The sequence below is a fragment of the Halococcus salsus genome, from assembly GCF_009900715.1.
Lineage (GTDB): Archaea > Halobacteriota > Halobacteria > Halobacteriales > Halococcaceae > Halococcus > Halococcus salsus.
The window spans coordinates 100,102-120,587 of sequence record NZ_JAAAJC010000006.1 but is presented as its reverse complement, the minus strand read 5'-3'; the positions used below and the strand labels follow the sequence as shown (position 1 = coordinate 120,587).

General features: G+C 67.4%; 25 protein-coding genes. 17 read left to right on the top strand and 8 right to left on the bottom strand.

The features are described 5' to 3' along the window. The first annotated feature begins 79 nt into the window (after nucleotides 1-79). Both GT355_RS14185 and GT355_RS14180 read left to right on the top strand, forming a co-directional pair. Complete coding sequence (locus tag GT355_RS14185; RefSeq protein ID WP_160135226.1) at nucleotides 80-997, top strand: mechanosensitive ion channel family protein; 918 nt, start codon at nucleotides 80-82, stop codon at nucleotides 995-997. Nucleotides 998-1,061: 64 nt separating this feature from the next. Further along, on the top strand, nucleotides 1,062-1,364 hold the full coding sequence (locus GT355_RS14180; protein ID WP_120068169.1) for a MazG nucleotide pyrophosphohydrolase domain-containing protein: 303 nt from the start codon (nucleotides 1,062-1,064) through the stop codon (nucleotides 1,362-1,364). 58 nt (nucleotides 1,365-1,422) lie between these two features. Here the strand turns inward: GT355_RS14180 and GT355_RS14175 are convergent, their stop codons facing one another. The 4 genes from GT355_RS14175 to GT355_RS14160 all read right to left on the bottom strand — a co-directional run bounded on the left by GT355_RS14175 (nucleotide 1,423) and on the right by GT355_RS14160 (nucleotide 4,576). After that, nucleotides 1,423-2,295, bottom strand: a complete 873-nt coding sequence (locus tag GT355_RS14175; protein ID WP_160135225.1) for an RNA-guided pseudouridylation complex pseudouridine synthase subunit Cbf5 — start codon at nucleotides 2,293-2,295, stop codon at nucleotides 1,423-1,425. Continuing rightward, nucleotides 2,295-2,870 (bottom strand): (d)CMP kinase, encoded by a 576-nt coding sequence (gene cmk / locus GT355_RS14170; protein WP_160135224.1) that lies wholly within the window; start codon nucleotides 2,868-2,870, stop codon nucleotides 2,295-2,297. Before cmk ends, GT355_RS14175 begins: the two co-directional genes overlap by 1 nt. Nucleotides 2,871-2,914: 44 nt before the next feature. Beyond that, nucleotides 2,915-3,874: a DUF106 domain-containing protein gene (locus tag GT355_RS14165; RefSeq protein WP_160135223.1), complete on the bottom strand. Its 960-nt coding sequence runs from the start codon at nucleotides 3,872-3,874 to the stop codon at nucleotides 2,915-2,917. Nucleotides 3,875-3,937: 63 nt separating this feature from the next. Next, nucleotides 3,938-4,576, bottom strand: a complete 639-nt coding sequence (locus tag GT355_RS14160) for an adenylate kinase (protein WP_160135222.1) — start codon at nucleotides 4,574-4,576, stop codon at nucleotides 3,938-3,940. A gap of 105 nt (nucleotides 4,577-4,681) precedes the next feature. Between GT355_RS14160 and GT355_RS14155 the strand changes: the two genes are divergently transcribed. After that, nucleotides 4,682-5,110 (top strand): DUF7975 family protein, encoded by a 429-nt coding sequence (locus GT355_RS14155; RefSeq protein WP_160135221.1) that lies wholly within the window; start codon nucleotides 4,682-4,684, stop codon nucleotides 5,108-5,110. 18 nt (nucleotides 5,111-5,128) lie between these two features. Here the strand turns inward: GT355_RS14155 and GT355_RS14150 are convergent, their stop codons facing one another. After that, the gene (locus tag GT355_RS14150) at nucleotides 5,129-5,389 is read right to left on the bottom strand and encodes a hypothetical protein (RefSeq protein WP_160135220.1); all 261 of its coding nucleotides are present in this window, start codon (nucleotides 5,387-5,389) and stop codon (nucleotides 5,129-5,131) included. Between the two features lie 57 nt (nucleotides 5,390-5,446). Next, entirely contained in the window at nucleotides 5,447-6,040 is a 594-nt protein-coding gene (locus tag GT355_RS14145) for a DUF6149 family protein (protein ID WP_160135219.1), read from the bottom strand. Nucleotides 6,041-6,134: 94 nt separating this feature from the next. Here GT355_RS14145 and GT355_RS14140 point away from each other — a divergent pair, with 94 nt between their 5' ends. The 8 genes from GT355_RS14140 (at nucleotide 6,135) to GT355_RS14105 (ending at nucleotide 15,089) form a co-directional block, all read left to right on the top strand. Continuing rightward, entirely contained in the window at nucleotides 6,135-7,376 is a 1,242-nt protein-coding gene (locus GT355_RS14140; protein WP_160135218.1) for an NAD(P)/FAD-dependent oxidoreductase, read from the top strand. A 55-nt stretch (nucleotides 7,377-7,431) separates the two neighbouring features. Next, complete coding sequence (locus GT355_RS14135) at nucleotides 7,432-7,842, top strand: DUF7124 domain-containing protein (RefSeq protein ID WP_160135217.1); 411 nt, start codon at nucleotides 7,432-7,434, stop codon at nucleotides 7,840-7,842. Between the two features lie 55 nt (nucleotides 7,843-7,897). Then, nucleotides 7,898-8,731 carry a DUF7847 domain-containing protein gene (locus tag GT355_RS14130; RefSeq protein WP_160135216.1) on the top strand — a complete coding sequence of 278 codons (834 nt, stop codon included), beginning with the start codon at nucleotides 7,898-7,900 and terminating at the stop codon, nucleotides 8,729-8,731. A 37-nt stretch (nucleotides 8,732-8,768) separates the two neighbouring features. After that, entirely contained in the window at nucleotides 8,769-9,299 is a 531-nt protein-coding gene (locus GT355_RS14125; protein WP_120068140.1) for a DUF5815 family protein, read from the top strand. Nucleotides 9,300-9,403: 104 nt separating this feature from the next. Then, entirely contained in the window at nucleotides 9,404-9,634 is a 231-nt protein-coding gene (locus GT355_RS14120) for a hypothetical protein (protein WP_120068137.1), read from the top strand. Nucleotides 9,635-9,851: 217 nt separating this feature from the next. After that, on the top strand, nucleotides 9,852-13,037 hold the full coding sequence (carB, locus tag GT355_RS14115) for a carbamoyl-phosphate synthase large subunit (protein ID WP_160135215.1): 3,186 nt from the start codon (nucleotides 9,852-9,854) through the stop codon (nucleotides 13,035-13,037). A 45-nt stretch (nucleotides 13,038-13,082) separates the two neighbouring features. Further along, a complete protein-coding gene (locus tag GT355_RS14110) occupies nucleotides 13,083-13,634 on the top strand; it encodes an HD domain-containing protein (protein WP_160135214.1) in 552 nt (183 codons plus the stop codon). Nucleotides 13,635-13,697: 63 nt separating this feature from the next. Beyond that, nucleotides 13,698-15,089, top strand: a complete 1,392-nt coding sequence (locus GT355_RS14105; protein ID WP_160135213.1) for an RDD family protein — start codon at nucleotides 13,698-13,700, stop codon at nucleotides 15,087-15,089. A gap of 4 nt (nucleotides 15,090-15,093) precedes the next feature. Here the strand turns inward: GT355_RS14105 and carA are convergent, their stop codons facing one another. Further along, a complete protein-coding gene (gene carA / locus GT355_RS14100) occupies nucleotides 15,094-16,158 on the bottom strand; it encodes a glutamine-hydrolyzing carbamoyl-phosphate synthase small subunit (RefSeq protein WP_160135212.1) in 1,065 nt (354 codons plus the stop codon). Between the two features lie 97 nt (nucleotides 16,159-16,255). Here carA and GT355_RS14095 point away from each other — a divergent pair, with 97 nt between their 5' ends. The 5 genes from GT355_RS14095 to GT355_RS14075 all read left to right on the top strand — a co-directional run bounded on the left by GT355_RS14095 (nucleotide 16,256) and on the right by GT355_RS14075 (nucleotide 19,785). Beyond that, the gene (locus GT355_RS14095; RefSeq protein ID WP_120068125.1) at nucleotides 16,256-16,669 is read left to right on the top strand and encodes an Lrp/AsnC family transcriptional regulator; all 414 of its coding nucleotides are present in this window, start codon (nucleotides 16,256-16,258) and stop codon (nucleotides 16,667-16,669) included. Nucleotides 16,670-16,855: 186 nt separating this feature from the next. Then, nucleotides 16,856-17,506: a hypothetical protein gene (locus GT355_RS14090; protein ID WP_120068122.1), complete on the top strand. Its 651-nt coding sequence runs from the start codon at nucleotides 16,856-16,858 to the stop codon at nucleotides 17,504-17,506. Next, entirely contained in the window at nucleotides 17,503-18,174 is a 672-nt protein-coding gene (locus tag GT355_RS14085; RefSeq protein WP_120068119.1) for a Rieske (2Fe-2S) protein, read from the top strand. Before GT355_RS14090 ends, GT355_RS14085 begins: the two co-directional genes overlap by 4 nt. Before the next feature lie 3 nt (nucleotides 18,175-18,177). Further along, a complete protein-coding gene (locus tag GT355_RS14080) occupies nucleotides 18,178-19,587 on the top strand; it encodes a cytochrome b (RefSeq protein ID WP_160135211.1) in 1,410 nt (469 codons plus the stop codon). A gap of 3 nt (nucleotides 19,588-19,590) precedes the next feature. Further along, entirely contained in the window at nucleotides 19,591-19,785 is a 195-nt protein-coding gene (locus GT355_RS14075) for a DUF8120 family protein (RefSeq protein WP_160135210.1), read from the top strand. 13 nt (nucleotides 19,786-19,798) lie between these two features. Here GT355_RS14075 and GT355_RS14070 read toward each other — a convergent pair whose 3' ends face one another. Next, the gene (locus GT355_RS14070; RefSeq protein ID WP_160135209.1) at nucleotides 19,799-20,059 is read right to left on the bottom strand and encodes a hypothetical protein; all 261 of its coding nucleotides are present in this window, start codon (nucleotides 20,057-20,059) and stop codon (nucleotides 19,799-19,801) included. Between the two features lie 124 nt (nucleotides 20,060-20,183). Between GT355_RS14070 and GT355_RS14065 the strand changes: the two genes are divergently transcribed. Continuing rightward, nucleotides 20,184-20,477 (top strand): glutaredoxin family protein, encoded by a 294-nt coding sequence (locus GT355_RS14065; RefSeq protein ID WP_240145825.1) that lies wholly within the window; start codon nucleotides 20,184-20,186, stop codon nucleotides 20,475-20,477. Nucleotides 20,478-20,486 lie beyond the last annotated feature (9 nt).

The following is a 20,486-nucleotide window of genomic DNA, read 5'->3' as shown; positions in this document are numbered from 1 at the left end:
GGGTCCGGAATGGGCGGCCGTGTCGAATCGGTGGACGCCGGCGATGGTTTCATAACCGACTCGGCTGTCGATTCGAACGATGCACCCGACGGTCCTCCAGCAGGGTCTCCCGACCACGCCCCAGCAGTTCGTGAACCAGTACGGCGACGCGATCGTGAGCGCCGCGACCACGGTGGTGCTGTTCGTCGTGGCGTTCGTCGTCATCTACCCGGTCGCCAAGTTCGTGCTGACCAGGGTGACGAAGCGTGCGCTCGAAGTCCGTGGGTTCGACGGGACGGTCGTCGGGCTCGGCGGCCGGATCGCGGGGGCGCTCGCGCTGTTCGCCGCGCTCGCGCTCGCGGCGACGATCGCGGGGTTCGGGACCGTGCTCGCGGCCTTCGCGACGCTGGCCGGTGCGCTCGCGTTGGCACTCGGGTTCGCCGCCCAGGACCTCATCGGTAACTTCGTCGCGGGCGTGTTCATCCTCCGCGACAAGCCCTTCCAGACCGGCGACTGGATCGAGTGGCCCTCGGGCGACGGCACGAAGTCGGGCGTCGTCCAGGAGATCCGGCTCCGCGTCACCAAACTCGAGACCTTCGACAACGAACTGATCACCGTGCCCAACTCCGAACTCGCCGACAACGCGGTCACCAACCCCGTCGCCAACGACCGCCTCCGGGTTCCGTTCACCTTCGGCATCGGCTACGACGACGACATCGAGCAGGCGAAGAAGATCATCCTCCAGGAGGCCGCGACGGTCGAGAACATCAAGGGCGAACCCGAACCCGACGTGATCCTCACCGAACTCGGTGATTCGGCGGTGGGGCTGACCGCGCGTGCCCACATCGACGACCCCTCGCGCGGGAAGTACGTCCACACGCTCTCGGCGTGGGTCCAGGCCGTGAAGGAGCGCTTCGACGACGAGGGGATCGACATGCCCTACCCCTACACCGAACTCACCGGTGCGGTCGCCGTCGACGATCCCATCGAAGTGAACCGAGCGAGCGCCGACGACTGACCGAACTACCACTCCGGTACCGAAGGGACGGAAGACTATTGCGACTCACGTTAGAGGGAGACCCATGGACGAACAGCGGGAGGTAGCGGCGTTCGTGGACAGACACGATATCGAGACGAGCCTCGAGTTCCGGTTGCTGACCATGGTCGAGGAGATCGGGGAGATGGCCGAGGACGCTGTCGAGACGACGGGGTACGGGGAACGACCGGAGGAGATCGGGATAACCGAGGAGGAACTCGGCGACACCATGTTTACCCTGTTGCAGATCGCGAACGCCGCCGATATCGACGCCGGCGAGGCGCTCGAACGGACCCTCGAAAAGTACGACGAGCGGATCGACGAGACGGGGAACCCCTCGTCGGAGTGATCACGGCGGTCGACGGAAACCCGGCCCGCCGACGAGCCGGCACGACACGCTCACCGAGTCAAATCAAAACGCGTTCGAGGTCGACGACGGTCTCCGAGTCGGCCTCGGGGTCGCCCACGAATCGACCGAGACAGACCGCCGCCCCGTCGGGCGTGTAGCAGGCGACCAGCGGTTCGTCGTCCTCGGGATTGATGTTCTCGACGTCCAGCACGCCGGGCGCGTACACCGGCGCGCCCTCGGCGACCTCCCGGGCGGCGTTCTCGGCGATCGTCACCCGCGGGAGGTGGGTGAGCGCGCGTTCGGCCGGCCGGACGGCCTCGGAGAGGGGTTCCGGGTCGCCCTCATCGGCGAACGCGAGCGCGTCGGCGAGGTCGTGGAGGCTCACGAGCGTCGTGTCGTCGAACGGCGTCGTCGAGGTTCGCCGGAGGTCGCCCATGTGGCCACCGGTGCCGAGCGCGAGGCCGAGGTCGTGACACAGCTTCCTGACGTAGGTCCCGCTCTCGCAGCGAATCTTGAGGAGGATCCGGCGGTCTTCGATCTCGACCGGCGTGAGGTCGTAGATCTCCCGGACTCGGAGCCGACGGGCGACGGCGCTCTTCTTGGGGGGTTTCTGGTATATCGGGCCCTCGAATTCGGCGAGAACGTTCTCGACGTTCGCGGGGGCCGGTTTGTGGAGTTCGAGCACCGCGACGTACTCCTTGTCGCCTTCGAGGAAGACCTGGGCCATCCGGGTGGCGTCGCCGAGCAGGATCGGGAGGCAGCCCGTGACTTTCGGGTCGAGGGTGCCGGCGTGGGCGGCGCGGTCGACCCCGACGAGGTCGCGAACCCAGCCGGTGACCTGGTGGGCTGAGGGTCCCGGTGGTTTGTCGAGGTTGACGACCCCGAACGACCGGTTCGCCGCGGGCGTGCGCTCGGTGGGCGAACCCCGCATCACAGGTCGTACGCGACGTCGACTTCGACCCCGCCCTCGTCAGCCGCGGGGTCGTAGGCGGCACACGCCTCGCCGAGCACCCGCGAGACGGCCTCCGGGCTCCATCGGGCGGTGCTCACCGAGAGGTCGTAGATCGAGTGGTCGTCGAAATCGATCCCGTAGTACTCCCGATACCGCTTCGCCTCGCTCTCGGCCCGGGCCTCGGTCTCCTCGCGGGCGGTCGCCAGCGGTTTGTCCTCGCGGTCGGCGATCCGGGTGGCACGAACGTCGAGCGGCGCGTCGAGCCAGATCTTGAGGTCGGCGTGCTCGCCCGCCATCCAGCCCGCGAGCCGGGATTCGAGCACGACCTCGTCGCGCTCGGCGGCGACCGCGCGTTGGCGGCGGTCGAGCGCCCGGTCGATCGCGTCGTCCTCCTCGGCCTGCCGGTTGAGTTCGAGCGCCGTCAGCCCCCGTTCGGCGGCGACCTCTCGAAAGATGTCGCCGCCGGAGACGTGGTCGTAACCGAGCGCCTCGGCGAGCGTGGCGGCCGTAGTGGATTTCCCGACGCCCGCCGGTCCGGAGATGGTAACAAACATGAAAACCATCGGACCGGCCCGATACAAAGGGATTGCGTCCTGGGTCAGCCCGTCTGCGGGGTGGTCTGGAGGTTGAGCGTCTTCTGGATCACCAGTCGGAAGGCGAACGAGCAGATGAAGTACCAGGCGAGCCAGACCGGGAGCAGCCCAAGGATTCGACCCTCCGCACCCGTCCACGCCATCCGGCCGATCATCGGCATGACGATGTGGCGTTCGCCCTGGGCGATGTGCTCGATCCCACCACCGCCGTGAACCCCGAGCTTCCAGTACATCCAGACGAACGCCGGGATCGTCACCAGCATGATCCAGACCATCGGCCGGAACATCAGCTTGAACATCCCGAGCTGGTCGCCCATCGCGTCCATCTGCTCCTGCTGGATGCGTTCGAGCGCCGCGTCGTCGCCGCGCTCGCGTGCGTCCTTCTGACGTTCCTGGATGTCGCTCATCCGCTCCTGGATGTCACCCATCTGGTCGGTGTCCATGAGCGCGGACTGAAAGAGCACGGTGTAGAGCCCGGTGAGCACCGAGAGCACGAAGATCACGGCGTAGAACGGCAGGATCAGGTCGAACGGGCCGAGCACGAGGTCGGCGGTCCCGCCGACCGCGTTCCGCAGCGGGTCGAAGTAGTAGGAGGGCAGGAGGGCGACCGCGCCGACCGCCGCGAGCTTGTCGTACTTCGTCCAGCTCGAATCGTCGTCGTCGTCAGCCGACGTGTCCACGGCGTCGTCGCCGAGCGCGTCGCGGATCTCGGCGGGGTTGGAGACCGCGAACCCGTCGCCGTCGGCGTCGTGGAGGATCCCGTTCTCGATGAGCCGCCCCCACTGTCCCGAGGTGAGTTCGTCGCTGACGTCACCCCACTGCACCGTGTGCGGCCGTGCGCTGCCGCCGTCGGGCTCGGGGTCGTCGTCCGTGTGCCCGGCCCGCTCGAGCACCACGGTGAGCGCCTCGGCGAACGCCGGGTCCTCGGCCACCAGCGAGCGTACTTTCTCGCCTGTTCGTCCCATTTCCGTCCAATCGGGTATGCGGCCTAATCAACCTTTTACTTCGCGTGTGGCCGCCGAACCCGCTCAGACCGCGGCGTCGATCGTCGTCCGAAGCTCCTCCCAGACCTCCTCGGGGGAGCCCTCGCCGTCGACCGTTTCGAGGACGCCCGCCTCACGGTAGTACTCGATCACGGGCTCGGTGCTCTCGTGGTAGACCTCCAGCCGGTCCTTGACCGTCTCCTCGGTGTCGTCGTCGCGCTGGACGAGCTCGCTACCGCACTCGTCACAGACGCCCGCCTCCTCCGGCTGGTTGAACTCGACGTGGTAGTTCGTGCCGCACTCGGGGCAGACCCGCCGGCCGGTGAGCCGGTCGACCACCACGGACTCGTCGACGTCGAGCAGACAGACCACGTCGAGCGCGGTGATGTCCGCGAGGTACTCCGCCTGCTCCTCGTTTCGCGGGTAGCCATCGAGCACGTAGCCCTCGGACTCCGAGACCGCTTCCGCGACGATCTCGTTCACCACGGGATCGGGCACGAGCTCGCCGGCCTCCATGAACTCCCGGGGCGTGCCGAACTCGGTCTCCATGTCCCTGTTCGCCCGGAGCGCGTCGCCGGTCGTGACGTGGGGGATGTCGTACTCGTCGGCGACGTTCGTGCTCTGGGTGCCCTTGCCCGCGCCCGGCGGTCCGAGCAGCAGGACGTTGGGTTGGTTCTCGCTCATGGCCCCCGCTTCGGAAGCCACCCTAAAAGGTTTGTAGATACCGTCGCCGTTTGCCCATCGCGTCGCTTCCACCCCGCTTTTCAGCGCACCCACCGAAACCGGCCCATGACCCGATTCGACGCCGACACCGAGGAAGGGAGGAGAGAGCTGTTCGTCGACGCCATCGCTGCCCACCACGAACGCGGCAGCCCGTTTCTGACGATCGAAGTCGAGGCCGACGAACCCCCGAGCGCCGACACCGGGGACGAGGGCGATGACGAGGACGAACCCGAACCCGTCCCCTGGATCCAGTTCGCCGACGGCGTGGTGAACCTCGACTGTACCGAGGACGAACTCGATCGGGCGAACGCGCTGCTCGACGAGTATGCCGACTTCGGGGTCGACGAACTCACCCGACCCGAGAAGGCCGAGGGGGTCAATCTCCGGGTCGCGGCGCGGACGGACCCCGCGCGCGTGGCCGAGTTCGTGGATCGGGCGTTCCAGGACGTCTACGACTGTGCGCCCGACTATCGGGCGTGGATAGCGGCGGTCTGAGGAGGAGGTTCGACCGATTCAGAACGGGAGCCGTTCCTGCGCCTCGTCGGCGAGTTTGTCGATCTTGTCCTGGAACTCCTCGACCGAGCGCTCGACGTAGTGGACGCGCTCTTTGGGGATCCGGCGGACGACGTCGTTGCCGTCGCCGTCCTCGCCGACCTTCACGAGCCAGTGGTCGTCGAAGTACGCGATGAACTCGTTGTCGATGACGGTCTCGATCTTCCCCTCTTTGGGGTCGTCGTAGACGATGGTTGCCTGACCGAGTTGGGGGTCGTCCATGTCCCGTGCCTGTATCGGCCGAGGGATAAGCCCGCGGTCTGCGAGGAGGGAAAGCAGTCAGTTCTCGACGTCGTCGGGGGTGACGCCGGGCGCGTCGCTGACGTCGACCTCGTCGGGGTCGTCCGCGCCGCCGACGAGGACCTCGCCGTCCGGGCCGTCGACGTAGGTCTCGTCGGCGTAGCCCCCGACGGCGTTCGGCTGGTCGGGGTTCTCGAGTTTCTCGGGGGTCGCGGGGGCGTCGGGGAGACCGCCCGCGGGCGCGAACGCGCCGAGCGGGTCCTCGACCGTGATCCCGAAGCGATCGAAGAACTCGCCGAACCGGGCGTGGTGCTCCTCGAGCTCGTCGACGGGGAACTCCATCATCTCGACCCAGCCGTGGTTGTAGAAGTCGAAGTTGGCCTGGATGTGGGTGACCTCGCGGGCCTCGGCCTCGGTGAAGCCCTCCTGGAGCGCCGCGAGGTAGGTGTCCATCGTGGCGTCGAACAGCCCGTCGAGGTGAGCCTTGCGCTCCTCGGCGTGCTCGGGATCGGCCTTGTCCATGAACACGCCGGTGTGGAGCCGGACGAGACCCTGGCTCGCGAGCTCGCCGACGACGGGCGTCGAGAGGGCCTGCTTCGCCGCGAAATGTCGGATGGTCTGGTTGAGTTTCATGCCGACCCTCGGGGCGCGAGACACATCAACGCACCGTCCGTCGGGACGATGAGAAGATAGCAATTCACATTACCCCCGACGCCGAACTCCCCCTATGCCTACCTCGTACGTAATCATCGGCGATGGGATCGCCGGGAGCTCCGCGGCCGAGACCATCCGCGAGGGCGACCCCGACGCCGACGTCACGGTGATCACCGACGAGGGCGAAGCCCTCTACAACCGGATCCTGATCAAGGAGTTCGCGAAGGGCAAGCTCCCCGAGGCCCCGATGTCGATCCACCAGCCCGGCTGGTACGACGACCGCGACATCGACCTCCGGCTCGACACCCTCGTCACCGACATCGACACCGAGGGCCACAGCCTCACGACCCACGAGGGCGACACCATCGACTACGACAAGCTCCTCATCGCGACCGGCGGCACCCCGACCCAGCTCCCCGTCGAGAACAGCGACGCCGAGGGGATCCACCACTTCTGGACCTTCGAGGACGCCCGCGGGATCGAGGCCGACATCACCGAGGCCGAGAAGGGCGTCGTGGTCGGTGCTGGACTCCTCGGGATCGACTTCGCGGCGATCTGCGGGGCCCAGGAGGTCGAGGCCAACTACCTGATGCGCGGGGAGTGCTGGTGGCGCTACGCGCTCTCGCCCGAGGGCGCGCGGATCATCCACGAGGCGCTGGAGGAGAAGAACGTTACTCCCGTGTTCGACAGCGGGGTCGACAGCTTCGAGGTCGACGACGCGGGCCACGTCACCGCCGCGGTCGCCCCGGACGGCGAGACCTACGACTGTGACTTCGTCGGGATCGCGATCGGCCTCGACTTCAACCTCGAGGTCCTCCAGGGGACCGACATCGAACTCGACGAGGGCGTCGTGGTCGACGAACACATGCGGACCTCCGTCGAGGACGTCTACGCCGCGGGCGACCTCACCCGGTTCTACGACGTGATACTGGGCGAGCACGCCCAGAACGGGTCGTGGGGCAGCGCGAAAGAGCAGGGCTCGATCGCGGGCAAGAACATGCTCGCCGACGAGCCCGAGGCCGAGTTCCGGTGGGTCTCCTCCTACTCTATCACCCACTTCGACTTCCCCTTCCTCTCGTTCGGCCACCCCACCATCGGCGACGACTCCGTCGAGGCCTCCTTCGGCGACGACGAGTGGCGACGGCTCGCGCTCAAGGACGGCAAGATCGTCGGCGGCGTCCTCATCGGGAACCTCGCGCCACAGAGCAAGTACAAGAAACTCATCCGCGAGGAGCGCGACGTCAGCGACTGCAAGGACCTCCTGATGGAGCCGGAGGTCGACCTCGACAAGCTCGCGACCCCCGCCGGCCAGTAACGCGACCCCGGCACGACACCGAAGCCGTTTTCCTGTATCCGGCCCGAATCCGCCCATGGAAGGCGGCAGCGGCGACATGACGCTGGCGTTCGATCTCGGCGCGCTCGAAGCGCTCGCGAACCCCACCGAGGTGTTCTCCGACGCGCGGCGATGGACCGAGTACATCGGGGTGGTCTCGGACGAACCCACCTACGTCGTCACGAACTTCACCCGCAAGAACCGGATCCGCCAGGACTTCTTCTCGGGGCCGCGCGGTCGGCGCGAGAGCCTCGAGAACGTCAAGAACCAGTTCGACACCGACCGCCACGTCTTCGTCGGTACGGGCGAGGCCGACGCCGACCTCGCCGGCGAGGTCGACTGGGAGTACCTCGCGGTCACCGACGCCGCCGACGCCGCGGGCTGGACGCTCGACGAGGGCGACGACGAGCCGGAACCGGAACCCGAGACACGCGACGACTGGCCCTGACCCGCCGGCGTCGCACGATGGAACGTTTTAATAGCCCGAGCCGGAAGCCGAAACCATGTCGGTAGGGGTCCGGGCCGCGATCCGCGCCGGAGCGAGGCGAACCGCCTCGCGCGACGGGCTGGTGCTCGCCCTCGCGTTCGCGGCCGTCGGGGTCGTCGGCGTGGTCGGGGGCCAGACCCTGCTCCGCGACGCCGCCGAGCCGGCCCTCGAAACCCTTCGTACCCGACCCACCGCCGAGACGGGGTTCACGCCAAGCGAGGTCCGGACGGTCGTGGACGCGCTCGACGCCACGACACCGCTCGCGCTCGGCGTGTCCGCCTCGGTCGCGAGCGGGCTCGTCGTCCTCGCGGGCGTTCTCCGGGAGGTGTTCCGGCTCGTGGCGGTTCGGACCTTCGCCGCCGACCCGACGAGTCTCACCCGCGACCGGCTGCGCCCGCTCGTCCTCCCGACGCTCAACGGGATCGTCGGCGGGCTCGCGGTCTGGTTTCTGGTCGGGCTCGGCGGGGTGCTCGGGATCCTCGCGGTCGTCGTCGGCGGGGCGGTCGCGGCGCTGTTCCTCGCGACGTCGTTCTTCTTCCTGCGCCAGGAGATCGCGGTCGAGAACCGGAACTTCGTCGACGCGCTGAACGAGAGCTGGCGGGTCGCCAGCGGCCACCGCCTCCGGCTCCTCGGGCTCGGCGTCGCGGTCGTCGCGCTCACCATCGTCCCCCTCGTGGTGGTTCGCGCCCTCTTCGGCGTGCTCTTCGGACCGGCCGTGGCGTGGGTCGCGTGGGTGTGCTTCGGCGGCCCGGCGGCGGTCTTCGGCACCGCGACCGTCACCCACGCCTACACACAGCTCCGAACCGAACCGCGTGACCTCGACCCCGGTCGACCGTGGATCGACCGATGACCCCGGCGTTTAACCCCGGCGCGCCCCAATCGCCCACATGACCAAGCCGCGCGTCCCGGGCAGCCGCGAGACCGGGATCGACCTCCCGTGTGGGGAGTCGGTCGCGGTCTCGGCCCTCGACATGGGCCTCCGGGAGTTCGAGTGTTCGTGTGGCGCGCGCCACGCCGTCGTGATGGACGTCCACCCGCTGAGCCGGTTCGTCCCCGAGTCCCTCGTCTCGGTGCTCGAAACCGCGATCGAACCCACCGACGGCGGCACGTTCGATACCCGTCACCTCATGGGCGTCGTGCTGGAGGAGTTCCCCGAGGAGGTCGTCGGCGAGGACGTCTCGGAGGACACCGACGTGGGCTACGCATGGGTCTGGGTCGCCGAGTTCGACTCCCGCCGCCTCCACGAGGTGGTGGTCGAACTCGTCGTCGAGCTGATGGACCACGCCGTGAGCCACGCCGAGAACGACGCGGCCCGACACGAGTTCGAATCCCAGCTTCAGGAGTTCGACGTCGAGGCGTTCGTCGACGCCTATCGCCGCGAGCGCGACTTCGAGCGCGGAACCGACACACCCGTCTGACACCGGCTGTCACCCCCGGAGCGCCACCATCGAGCGATTCGTCGCAACGACCGTCATACGACTGTCTGACGTGGTGTTATGTGCCTCCGCACCATGGGACACGTATGCAACTCCGGCGGAGCGAGTTCGAGCGGATCCGAACCGTGCTCTCGGAGACCGGCGTCACCGAACCCCTCACCGCCCGCGAGATACACGACCTCCTCCAAGCCAACGGCGAGGAGCTCGACAGCCCCCACCAGGTCGCGACCGTGCTGGGGCGTCGGTCCGAGACCGGTGACGTCGAAGTGCTACACGACCGGCCCTACCGGTATCTGATCCGCGACGAAGCCAACTGATCTCGACTCACCGTTCGACACCGTCGCCGGTTCGTGAGCCGGGTTCCGACCGTTTCTCCGACTCGTTCGATTTCCCGACCACGCTTCTCGCACACCGGAGAGCGGGACGCACGGCCAGTGCTCCGCCCTCGCGCACCTGATTTCGAAAATCGAAGCTCGGCTACGCATCTCGTACCGATTCGCCGGGCTTATTACGATGTGCGAACTGGCGTGGGTAATGACACACGCAGACCGGACCATCCTGCTCATCGGCAGCGGCCCGATCCAGATCGGGCAGGCCGCGGAGTTCGACTACTCGGGGGCGCAGGCGTGCCGCGCGCTCGCCGAGGAGGGCGCGCGCGTCGTCCTCGTCAACTCGAACCCCGCGACCATCATGACCGACCCCGAGATGGCCGACGCGGTCTACATCGAGCCCATCACCACCGAGGCCATCGCGGAGATCATCGAGAAGGAGCGTCCGGACGGCGTGATCGCGGGGCTCGGCGGGCAAACAGGATTGAACGTCACCGCCGAACTCGCGGAGGAGGGTGTGCTCGAGGAGTTCGATGTCGAGATCATGGGCACGCCGCTCGACACCATCTACGCCACCGAGGACCGGGAACTGTTCCGCCACCGGATGGAGGAGGTCGGTCAGCCCGTCGCGAAGTCGGTGACCATCGAGTCGGTCGAGGAGATCGAGGACGCCGTCGAGGCGGTCGGCGGGCTCCCGGTGATCATGCGGACGACCTACACTCTCGGGGGGAGCGGGTCGGGCGTCGTCGCCGAGATGGACGAGCTGAAGGAGAGCGTCCGGAAGGGGCTGCGGCTCTCCAGAAATGGAGAAGTCCTGATCACCGAGTCGATCGCGGGTTGGGTCGAACTGGAGTACGAGGTGATGCGCGACGCCGACGACTCGTGTATCATCATCTGTAACATGGAGAACCTCGACCCGATGGGGATCCACACCGGCGAGTCGATGGTCGTCACCCCCTCGCAGGTGATCCCCGACGACGGCCACCAGGACATGCGGACCGCCGCGCTCGACGTGATCCGTGAGCTCGGTATCCAGGGTGGCTGTAACATCCAGTTCGCCTGGCGCGACGACGGCTCGCCCGGCGGCGAGTATCGCGTCGTCGAGGTCAACCCCCGCGTCTCGCGCTCGTCGGCACTGGCCTCGAAGGCCACCGGGTACCCGATCGCGCGCGTGACCGCGAAGGTCGCGCTCGGCAAGCGCCTCCACGAGATCGAGAACGAAATTACTGGTGAGACGACCGCCGCCTTCGAGCCCGCGATCGACTACGTCGTCACCAAGATCCCGCGGTGGCCGAACCAGAAGTTCGCCGATGTCGACTTCGAACTCGGGACGGCGATGAAGAGCACCGGGGAGGCGATGTCGATCGGACGGACCTTCGAGGAGTCCCTCTTGAAGGCGCTCCGCTCGACCGAGTACGAACCGGACGTCGACTGGGCCGCCCTCGACGACGCGGCGCTCGAAACCCAGTACCTCGAACGGCCCACTCCCGACCGCCCGTACGCGATGTTCGAGGCGTTCGGGCGGGGTTACTCGGTCGACGAGGTCTCCGAGTTCACGGGGATCAAACCGTGGTACGTCGAGCGCTACGCCCGGATCGCTGAAGCCGCGAGCGCGGCCGCGGAGGGTGACTTCGAGCCCGCGGCCGACGTGGGCTTCACGAACCAGGAGGTCGCGGCGCTCGCCGCTGGCGACGACGGCGTGGTGACGCGGGCCGACGGGGCCGGCGGAACGACGGCCGACGAGGCCCCGATCGACGCGGTCGAAGCCGACGCGTCGCCCCGTGACTTCAAACAGGTCGACACCTGTGCCGGCGAGTTCGAAGCCTCAACGCCGTACTACTACTCCGCCCGCGAGCGCCTCTCGGGTATCGACCACGACGAGGTCCAGGTGAACCGCGACGTCGAGAGCGTCGTGATCGTCGGCGGTGGCCCTATCAGAATCGGTCAGGGCGTCGAGTTCGACTACTGTACCGTGCACGCGGTGCGCGCGCTCCGCGAGATGGGGATCGAAGCCCACGTCGTCAACAACAACCCCGAGACCGTCTCGACGGACTACGACACCTCCGATGGCCTCTTCTTCGAACCGATCACCCCCGAGGAGGTCGCCGACGTGATCGAGACCACCGGGGCCGACGGCGTGATGGTCCAGTTCGGCGGCCAGACCTCCGTCGACATCGGCCGCGGGCTGGAGGCCGAACTCGACCGCCGTGGCCTCGACTGTGAGGTTCTGGGGACGACCGTCGAGGCGATGGACCTCGCGGAGAACCGGGACAGGTTCAACCGCCTGATGGACGACCTCGGGATCGCTCAGCCCGCGGGCGGGGCGGCCGAGAGCGAGGCCGAAGCCCTCGACCTCGCTCACGAGATCGGCTACCCCGTCCTCGTTCGCCCGAGCTACGTTCTCGGCGGCCGCGCGATGGACGTCGTCTACGACGACGCGGACCTGAAGAGCTACGTCGAGGAGGCAGTGCGTGTGAGCCCCGACCAGCCGATCCTGGTCGACCAGTTCCTCGAAGGTGCGGTCGAACTCGACGTCGACGCCGTCGCCGACGGCGAGGAAGTCCTGATCGGCGGGATCATGGAGCACGTCGAGAGCGCGGGGGTTCACTCCGGCGACTCGGCCTGCATGATACCACCGGAATCGCTCGATAGCGAGGTTCTCGGCCGGGTTCGCGAGGTCGTCGAGGACATCGCCGAGGCGCTCGGTACGGTGGGCCTGCTCAACGTTCAGTTGGCGGTCAAAGATGGAGAGGTCTACGTCCTGGAGGCGAACCCCCGTTCTTCGCGCACGGTGCCGTTCGTCTCGAAGGCGACCGGGGTCCCGATCGCGAAACTCGCCGCGCAGGTGATGGCGGGCACCTCGCTCGCCGAGCTGGCGGCGACCGAGCAGGTCCCCGAACAGACCAGCGTCAAGGAGGTCGTGCTGCCGTTCGACCGCCTGCCGGGCAGCGATCCCAGACTGGGCCCGGAGATGAAGAGCACGGGCGAGGTGATGGGCACCGCCGACAGTTTCGGCAAGGCCTACGGGAAGGCCCAATCGGCGACCAACAAACCCGTCCCGACGGGTGGGACGGCCGTCGTCGACCTCTCGGACCCCGAGTTCCCCGACCCCGAGAGCGAGGCCGGGCGCGCGCTTCACGACGGGTTCGCCGAGCACTTCGAGCTCCGCGAGTTCGACGACCTCGAAACGGCGATCATGGACGGCGAGGTCGATCTCATGGTCTCGCGGAACCGCGACGCGCTCGAAGTCTGCGTCGAGGAGGAGGTCACCTACTTCTCGACGACGGCGAGCGCACGGGCCGCGCTGTCGGCACTCGAATCACGCGACGAGGATTCGGCGGTCGAGGCGGTCGGCGACCGGCCGACGACCGAAGCGACCTGGGGCGCGTAGCGACGGACCCGACGGCTACAACACGGCCGTCCTTCTTCTCTCGGTATGACTGCGGACCAACTCGCGGACGCGTTTCCGAGCATCGAGCGGATCGAGGACGACGACCTCCGGGCGAGTGTGCGCGAGGCGTGGGCCACGGCGATGGCCGAGAACGGCATCGACTCGCTCGAATCCCTGCCGTGGTATCCGCCGGCTCAGCGGAAACTCGACCTCCCCGACGAAACCTTCGTCGCGCACGTTCGGGACGTCGTCGCTGGCGCGCTGGCGCTCGGCGAGATGTTGATCGAACACCGCGACGCCGACCTCGATCTCGACCGCCTGCTCGCGGGCGCGCTGGTCCACGACGTCAGCAAACTTTACGAGTTCGACGGGATGGAGAGCACGCGGATCGAAGAACTGCTCGGGCATCCCTACTACGGGGTCTACGTGACGGCCGCGGCGGGCCTCCCGGTCGAGGTCACGCACATGGTGCTCTCACACACCTCGCGGACGGCTGTCGAACCCGCCACGCTCGAAGCCGTCGTCCTCCGACGGGCCGACGAGGCCGCGGCCGCCGCGATCCGGTGGGAAGCGACCGACGACCTCCGCGAGGTCTGATTCGGGAGTTCTCGTCACACGAAGACAGCAGGCATTTATCGCCGTCCGATGAACGAACGGTCAATGCGTCGCCGCCTCGACCTGTTCGGGACCATCCACTTCGACCGGCTCTCGAAGGTCGAGGACGAACTCACGGACTACGTGCGGGAGGCGGATGCCGACGCCGTCTTCGTCGAGTGGCCCGCGGACACTATCACAGGTCGAACGGCCGCCAGAGCAGCGATACGCGTTCCGCTCGTGCTTCTGGGTGGTATCGTGCTGAATTTGATGCAGTCGCCGTACTACCTCCTGTTCAACCGCCGGTTCGATTCGACCGAACACGTCGCTACCGAACGGCTGTCACCGGAGACGCCGGTTCATTCGGTCGATCGGTCCCTAGTCTCGGTGATGACGGAGTCGGGCCCGCTGGCGATCGCACTCAGTTGGCTCGTCCTGATCGCATTCCTCGTCATCGCTCCGATTCGGACCGCGGTCACGGTCGGAGTACTGCTCGCGGTCGGCGTGGGCTTTCGGCTGGTGTTTCGCCGTGACCGCGGCCTCGCAGCGGTTGTGGGGACGCTCGTCGCCGTCGCCGGGATCTTCGCCACGGCGTGGTTCGATATCGAGGCGACGGCCGGGCTCCTCTTGCTCGTCGCGCTCCCGCTCGCCGGTGCGGTCGTGGTGTCGCTCGACCCGGGGAAGATCCTCCGCGGGAGCGCCAGACTCGGGTTGGTCGCCCTCTTCGGCTGGTTAGTACTCTCGACGGATCTCGTCGTCGGGTGGTTCGCGCTCGTCGCCTACACGGCCGTCGGCCAGTTCGCGCTCCGGACGATCGACGTTCGCAACGAGCACATGCTGGATCGGATGACGACGATCGCCGACGAGGAGGGGTACGATACCATGGTCCTCGTCACCGGGCTCGCGCACGTTTCGGGACTCGGCGAGCGTGCGACCGGGCGCGGCCTCCGCGTGTCACGGACCTACACCCCGAGGTGGCTCCGCACCGGCACGATCGACGACGATCCGGAGTTCGAGCCGAACGAGGATCGGGAGCGGGTATCGAGGGACCACCCGATCCAGCCGGGTTCGACCGGGCGACGAGCGGCCGCGAGCCTCGTCGACCTCACGGCGGTCACGGTGCTGACGTGGGCGCTGGCTCGCGGGCTCGACCTCGTTCCGGGCCTTCGAAGCGAGACGGGGTTCGTACTGGTCGGGTTCGCGCTGATAGCGTTCGGTTACCACCTCGGGCTCGAAGCCGCTTTCGGGCGCACGCTCGGGAAACGACTCACGAGGCTCGTCGTCACCGACGAGGAGGGGTTCGAGGCCTCCCGCCGAGCCTGTCTCGTGCGGAACCTCGTTCGACCCGTGGATTTCGTGGTCCTCTACCTCGTCGGGTTCGTGACGATGGGGCTGACGAAGCGACGCCAGCGGCTCGGGGACCTCCTCGCTGGAACGGAAGTCAGAAAGGTCGATTAGTTCCTCAGTCCGCGGTCGGCGCGACGCGCGCCTCGGCCATCCCGAGCACGTCGTCGAAGAACCCGAGCGAATCGTGCGGACCGGGGTTGGCTTCGGGGTGGTACTGCCGGGTCAGCACGTCGAGGTCGTCGCTTTCGAGCCCTTCGGGGGTGTCGTCGTTGACGTTGACCTGGGTGACGTCGAGGTCGTCGCCGGGTTCGGCGACCGTGTAGCCGTGGTTCTGGGTGGTCATCACGACCTGGCCGGTTTCGAGGTCCCGGACCGGCTGGTTGACCCCGCGGTGGCCGAAGGTCATCTTCTCGGTCTTCCCGCCGAGCGCGCTCGCGACGACCTGCTGACCGAGACAGATCCCCGCGATGGGGACCTCGCCGGCGAACTCCTGTACCAGTTCTTGGGCCGCGCCGAAGTTCTCGGGGTCGCCGGGGCCGTTCGAGACGAACAGGATGTCGGGGTCGGCCTCGGCCACCGTCGCCGCCGTCGTGTCGTAGGGGAAGACGGTGACGTCGGCACCGCGCTCGACCAACGAGGAGACGATCGAACCCTTCGCGCCGCAGTCGACCAGCGCGACGTCGTACTTCCCGTCACCGGCGTGGTGGACGGGCTCGGTCACGCTGACCGCGGCCCCGATGTCGACGTGGTCGCTCATCGCCTTACACTGGTCGAGCTCCGCGCGCGCGTCGTCCGGCGTCGCGTCGGGCCCCGCGGCGATACCACATTTCATCGCACCTTCTTCCCTGACTTCGGTCACCACGTCGCGGGTGTCGAGGTGGTCGACCGCGGGGACCCCTTCGTCCGTGAGCCACTCGGCGACGTCGTCGGTGAGCTCGCGTGCGACGACCGCCGTGGGCTGGACATGGGTGGACTCGAATCGCTCGTCCCGGACGCCGTAGTTCCCGATCAGGGGATACGAGAAGGTCAGGACCTGCTCGGCGTAGGAGGGGTCCGTGAGGCTTTCTTCAGACCCTGTGTACGCGGTGGTGAACACCAGTTCGCCGCGCGCGGTGCCCGGCGCGCGTGCCCGCCCGGTCAGGACGTGCCCGCCCTCGATTGCCACGTAGGCGTCGGTCATTACGATATCCGTATAGACGCGGCCCTAATAATGGTTGTGTTCGAAGCGAAGTTACGATATTCGAAATCGTGAAGTACGGTCCGGGGGAAGGTGGGGGATGGACGACCTCGACCGGGCGATCCTCGACGTGCTCCGGCGCGACTCGCGGACGCCCTACACCGAGATCGCCGAACGCGTCGGCACGTCGGAGGGGACGGTACGGAACCGCGTCGAGCGCCTGATCGACGAGGGGACCATCGAGCGGTTCACCGTCACGACCAGGACGGGGAACATCAAGGCGATGGTCGAGGTGGGCGTCGCGGTCGACGTCGACACCTCGGCGGTCTCGGCGCGGATGGCCGAGTGGCCCGAGGTGGATTTCGTCTGGCAGGTCTCGGGCGAGGAGGACGTGGTGCTCATCGTCGACGCGGCGGACACCGGGGCGGTCAACGAACTGATCACGCAGGCGCGCGAACTCGACGACGTCGTGAGCACGAAGACGCGGCTGATCTTGGACGAACGACGAGGATAGACTGTCGATTTCACCCGTCTCCGGTCGTCTGAAGAGGGATACGCGGTTGAACCTGATCGCAATGCCGAAGTAACGCCGGGGTGTAGCCCGGCACATCGTGACCAGTTCGCAGAACGCCCACGGTTCGGGCCGGAGACGATGGGTTTGTGATGCTCCGCCCCTGACCGTTTCGTACCGAACCGAATCATGAAGATCGAAAAAGAAACCGGTGTCATCGGGCTGTTGATCGGGGTGTTGCTCGTCCCGATGTGGTTCTTCGCGTTGGCGTCCCACGAGTCCGAGTCCGCCGTCGTCCTCTCCGAGGACCGCGGCGTCATCAACCCGACCGAGACGTTCCTCCCGATGCCCGTCGAGGTCAACGAGTTCGTCGCCGGCGTGGTGACGTTCGTCGCCCTCTTCGCGCTGATGGGAATGCTCTACTACACGCTCAGATACATCAGAGTCATCAGCCACCTGCGACGGTCACGGGCCGAACACCGCGACGGGACGGTCGCGCCGGACGGCGGGCAGGCTCGCGAAGCCCCGTCGCTCCCGCCGTACCTCCTCTCCGGCTCGCGCCGGCTCGCGGAGTACTGGCCGGCGGACTACGCCACGCCCGGCATGATCGGGATCGTGGTCATGTCGTGGACGGCGACGTCGTTTTCGCTCCTGTTCGGGGTGGAGGCGTTCACGTGGGCCCGGACCCAGTATCTCGGTGTCTACGCCGGGATGGCGTTCATCTCGCTCGGGGTCTTCGCCACGATCTACACCGCGTCGTTCATGCCGCGGATCCACGTCGCCGAGGACCGGGGCCACGAGGGAAAGCTCACGAAACGTTCGGATTCCGATAACCAATGACGGACGACAACACAACCGACACATCCGCGGACGAAGCGACCGAAGGACGGCTCGTCGAGCGTGAGGACGCCGACGGAATGTGGTACGAACCACCCGACGCGCGACGGCGCGACGTCGCCAAGTGGCTCGGCGGGATCGCGGGGACGGTCTCCGTCGCGACGTTCGCCCTGCCGGCCCTCCAGGGGCTGGCCGGTGCGGGCAACGCCTCGGGGGCGAGTTCGGAGATCTACACACAGGGTACCCAGCTCGTCAAGCAGAACGGCGACCCGATCAACCTCAACTCGCTCCAGAAGGGGAGCGCCCCCGAGGAGCACATCCTCGCGCTCCCCCAGGAGAACGGCAACCCGGTGAAGGAGAAGGAAGCGACGACGCTGTTGCTCCGGTACAACCAGAGCGACTTCGAGGAGCCAACCAACATCGACGGCACGGCCCAGGGCTACGTCGCCTACTCGATGGTCTGTACCCACGCGGGCTGTCTGGTCGAGAACCACCTCAACGGCTACCCGCAGTGTCCGTGTCACGGCAGCGAGTACGACGCGACGAAGGGTGCGCAGGTGGTCGCCGGGCCCGCGTCGAGACCGATCCCACAGCTCCCGATCGCGGTCTCACAGCAGGGGGACGTCCTCGTCGCGACCGGCAACTTCGAAGGGCCGGTCGGGACCGCCTAACCGATGGCGCATCCAGACCCACAGGAGGCCGAGACGAACGAGCGCTACTCGCACAGCCGCATCTACCAGTGGTTCGATTCGCGTCTCGACCTCGACGACGAACTCCTCGGCAAGGCGTTCCCGGAGGACCGCTACGGCTCCTTCCTGCTCGGTGAGGTCTCGCTGTTCTGCTTCGTCATCCTCGCGGTGACCGGCACCGTGCTCGGGCTGCTCTACGTACCGGCCGCACAGAACGTCCAGTACGTCGGGCAGGTCTCGGACTACGCCGGGACCACCGTCCCGCAGGCGTTCTCCAGCGTGCTCCACATCACCTACGACGTCCGGCTCGGGATGTACGTCCGGATGCTACATCACTGGGCCTCCTACGTCTTCGTCGCGGCCATCGGCATCCACGCGATGCGGATCTTCTTCAGCGGTGCCTACCGCAACCCGCGCGAGATCAACTGGGTGATCGGTACGAGCCTGCTCGCGATCGCGATGATCGAGGGGTTCCTCGGCTACGCGCTCCCCTACGACAACTTCAGTCAGACCGCGACCGGTATCGGCTTCCAGCTCACCCAGTCGATCCCGTTCATCGGGACTTGGGTGACGAACCTGGTCTTCGGGGGGAACTGGCCGGCGAACGCCTCGACCATCATCCCGCGGATGTTCTTCTATCACGTCTTCCTCCTGCCGGCGGTGATCGCCGGTCTCATCGCGGCCCACCTCGGGATCCTGGTTCGCCAGAAACACACCGAACAGCAGGGGACGCGAAAGGACCTGCCCGACACCGAGAACGCCCCCGACTACGACGACGAGTCGGTGGTCGTCGGGATCCCGTTCGCCCCGAACCAGATCGCGGTCACGATAATCGTCGGGCTGTTCACCGTCGGGATCGTCTCGTTCCTCGCGGGGCTGTTCCCGATCCAGCGGATCGCGATCGCCGGGCCGGCGTCGCCGTTCGAGACGCCGCTCCAGCCCGCGCCGGCGTGGTTCTTCATGTGGACCTACGGCGCGTTGAAGCTCGCGATATCGGCGCTCGGGAGCTACGGGACCTTCGTCTTCGGCGTCCTCATCCCCGGGCTCGTCGTCGGGGCGATGTTCCTCTGGCCGTTCGTCGACCGTAGCGAGGAACCCCGACACTTCACGGCGAACCCGCTCGACCGGCCGCTGCCGACCGCCGTCGGCATCGCCTCGATCGCGTTCGTCCTGATGCTCTCGATCGCCGGGATGAACGAGATCGTCGCCGAATCGATCGGGATCCCGGCCACGGAGCTGAAGCTCCCGCTCCAGATCCTCTCGGTGGTCGTGCCCGTCGTCTACGGCCTAATCGTCTACGCGATGCTCCGCCGGCGGGTCCGTCGGAAGGACTCGAAACGTTCGGGTAGCCGCTCGAAGATGGACAGCGCCGGTCGGATGCCCGACGACGACTGAGCGATGGCCGTCTCGCTCGACCCGCGAACCTACTTTCTGGTCGACCGGCTCTCGAAGCTCGTCGCGCTGGTGTTGGTCGTGGTGTTCCTCGAAGGTGCGGCGGGCTCGCTCGGCCCGGTGCTCGGCGTGCTCGGTGTCGTGATCGGTCTCGCGACGGTCTACATCGAGGTCGACGAGGAGGAGTCGGCCGAGGAGTAGCGGGTTCGAAACCTCAGCCGGCGAAACGACGCGTGACCTGAACGACCCGAACGCCACCGAGCCAGAGCGCACACGCCGCGATGGTTCCCATCCCGAAGAGGCCGAGATAGCCCGAGGCGGCGAAGAGTCGGATGCTCCAGAGCGGAGAGGACGTCCGGATCCCGAGCCCGATGGCCGCGACGGCGAAGGACGCGAGCCAGAGCAGTGCGCCGACGGTGGCGATCGCCGCGACTCGGGGGTGGACGAATCGGTCGAGGTACGAGCGGATCGTCATGGTCGGTGTCGGGTCCAGTCGCCGATCCCGGCGCTGGGTGTCTACCCACGAGTACGGCACCCGCGACCAACACCCTTCTGATCCCGACCGGAGTCGCTTTGAGGCCGGATCGCCTACACGAGCCGTGACCGATTCGAGGACGATCACCGTCTACTCGCGCGAGGACTGCCATCTCTGTGAGGACGCGCTCGCGGCGATCGACCGCGTCGCCGAGGCGGTCGCGACCCCCGTCGAGGTGCACGAGGTCGACGTCGATACCGACCCGGAGCTCCAGGAGACCTACGGCGAGCGGGTGCCGTACGTCCTCGTCGACGACCGGCCGCGGTACAAGTTCCGCGTCGACGAGGCCGACCTCCGGCGACGGCTCGCCACCGACGAGGAACCGAACGAGTCGAACCCACACGATCTTCGATCGTGATCGCTCCCC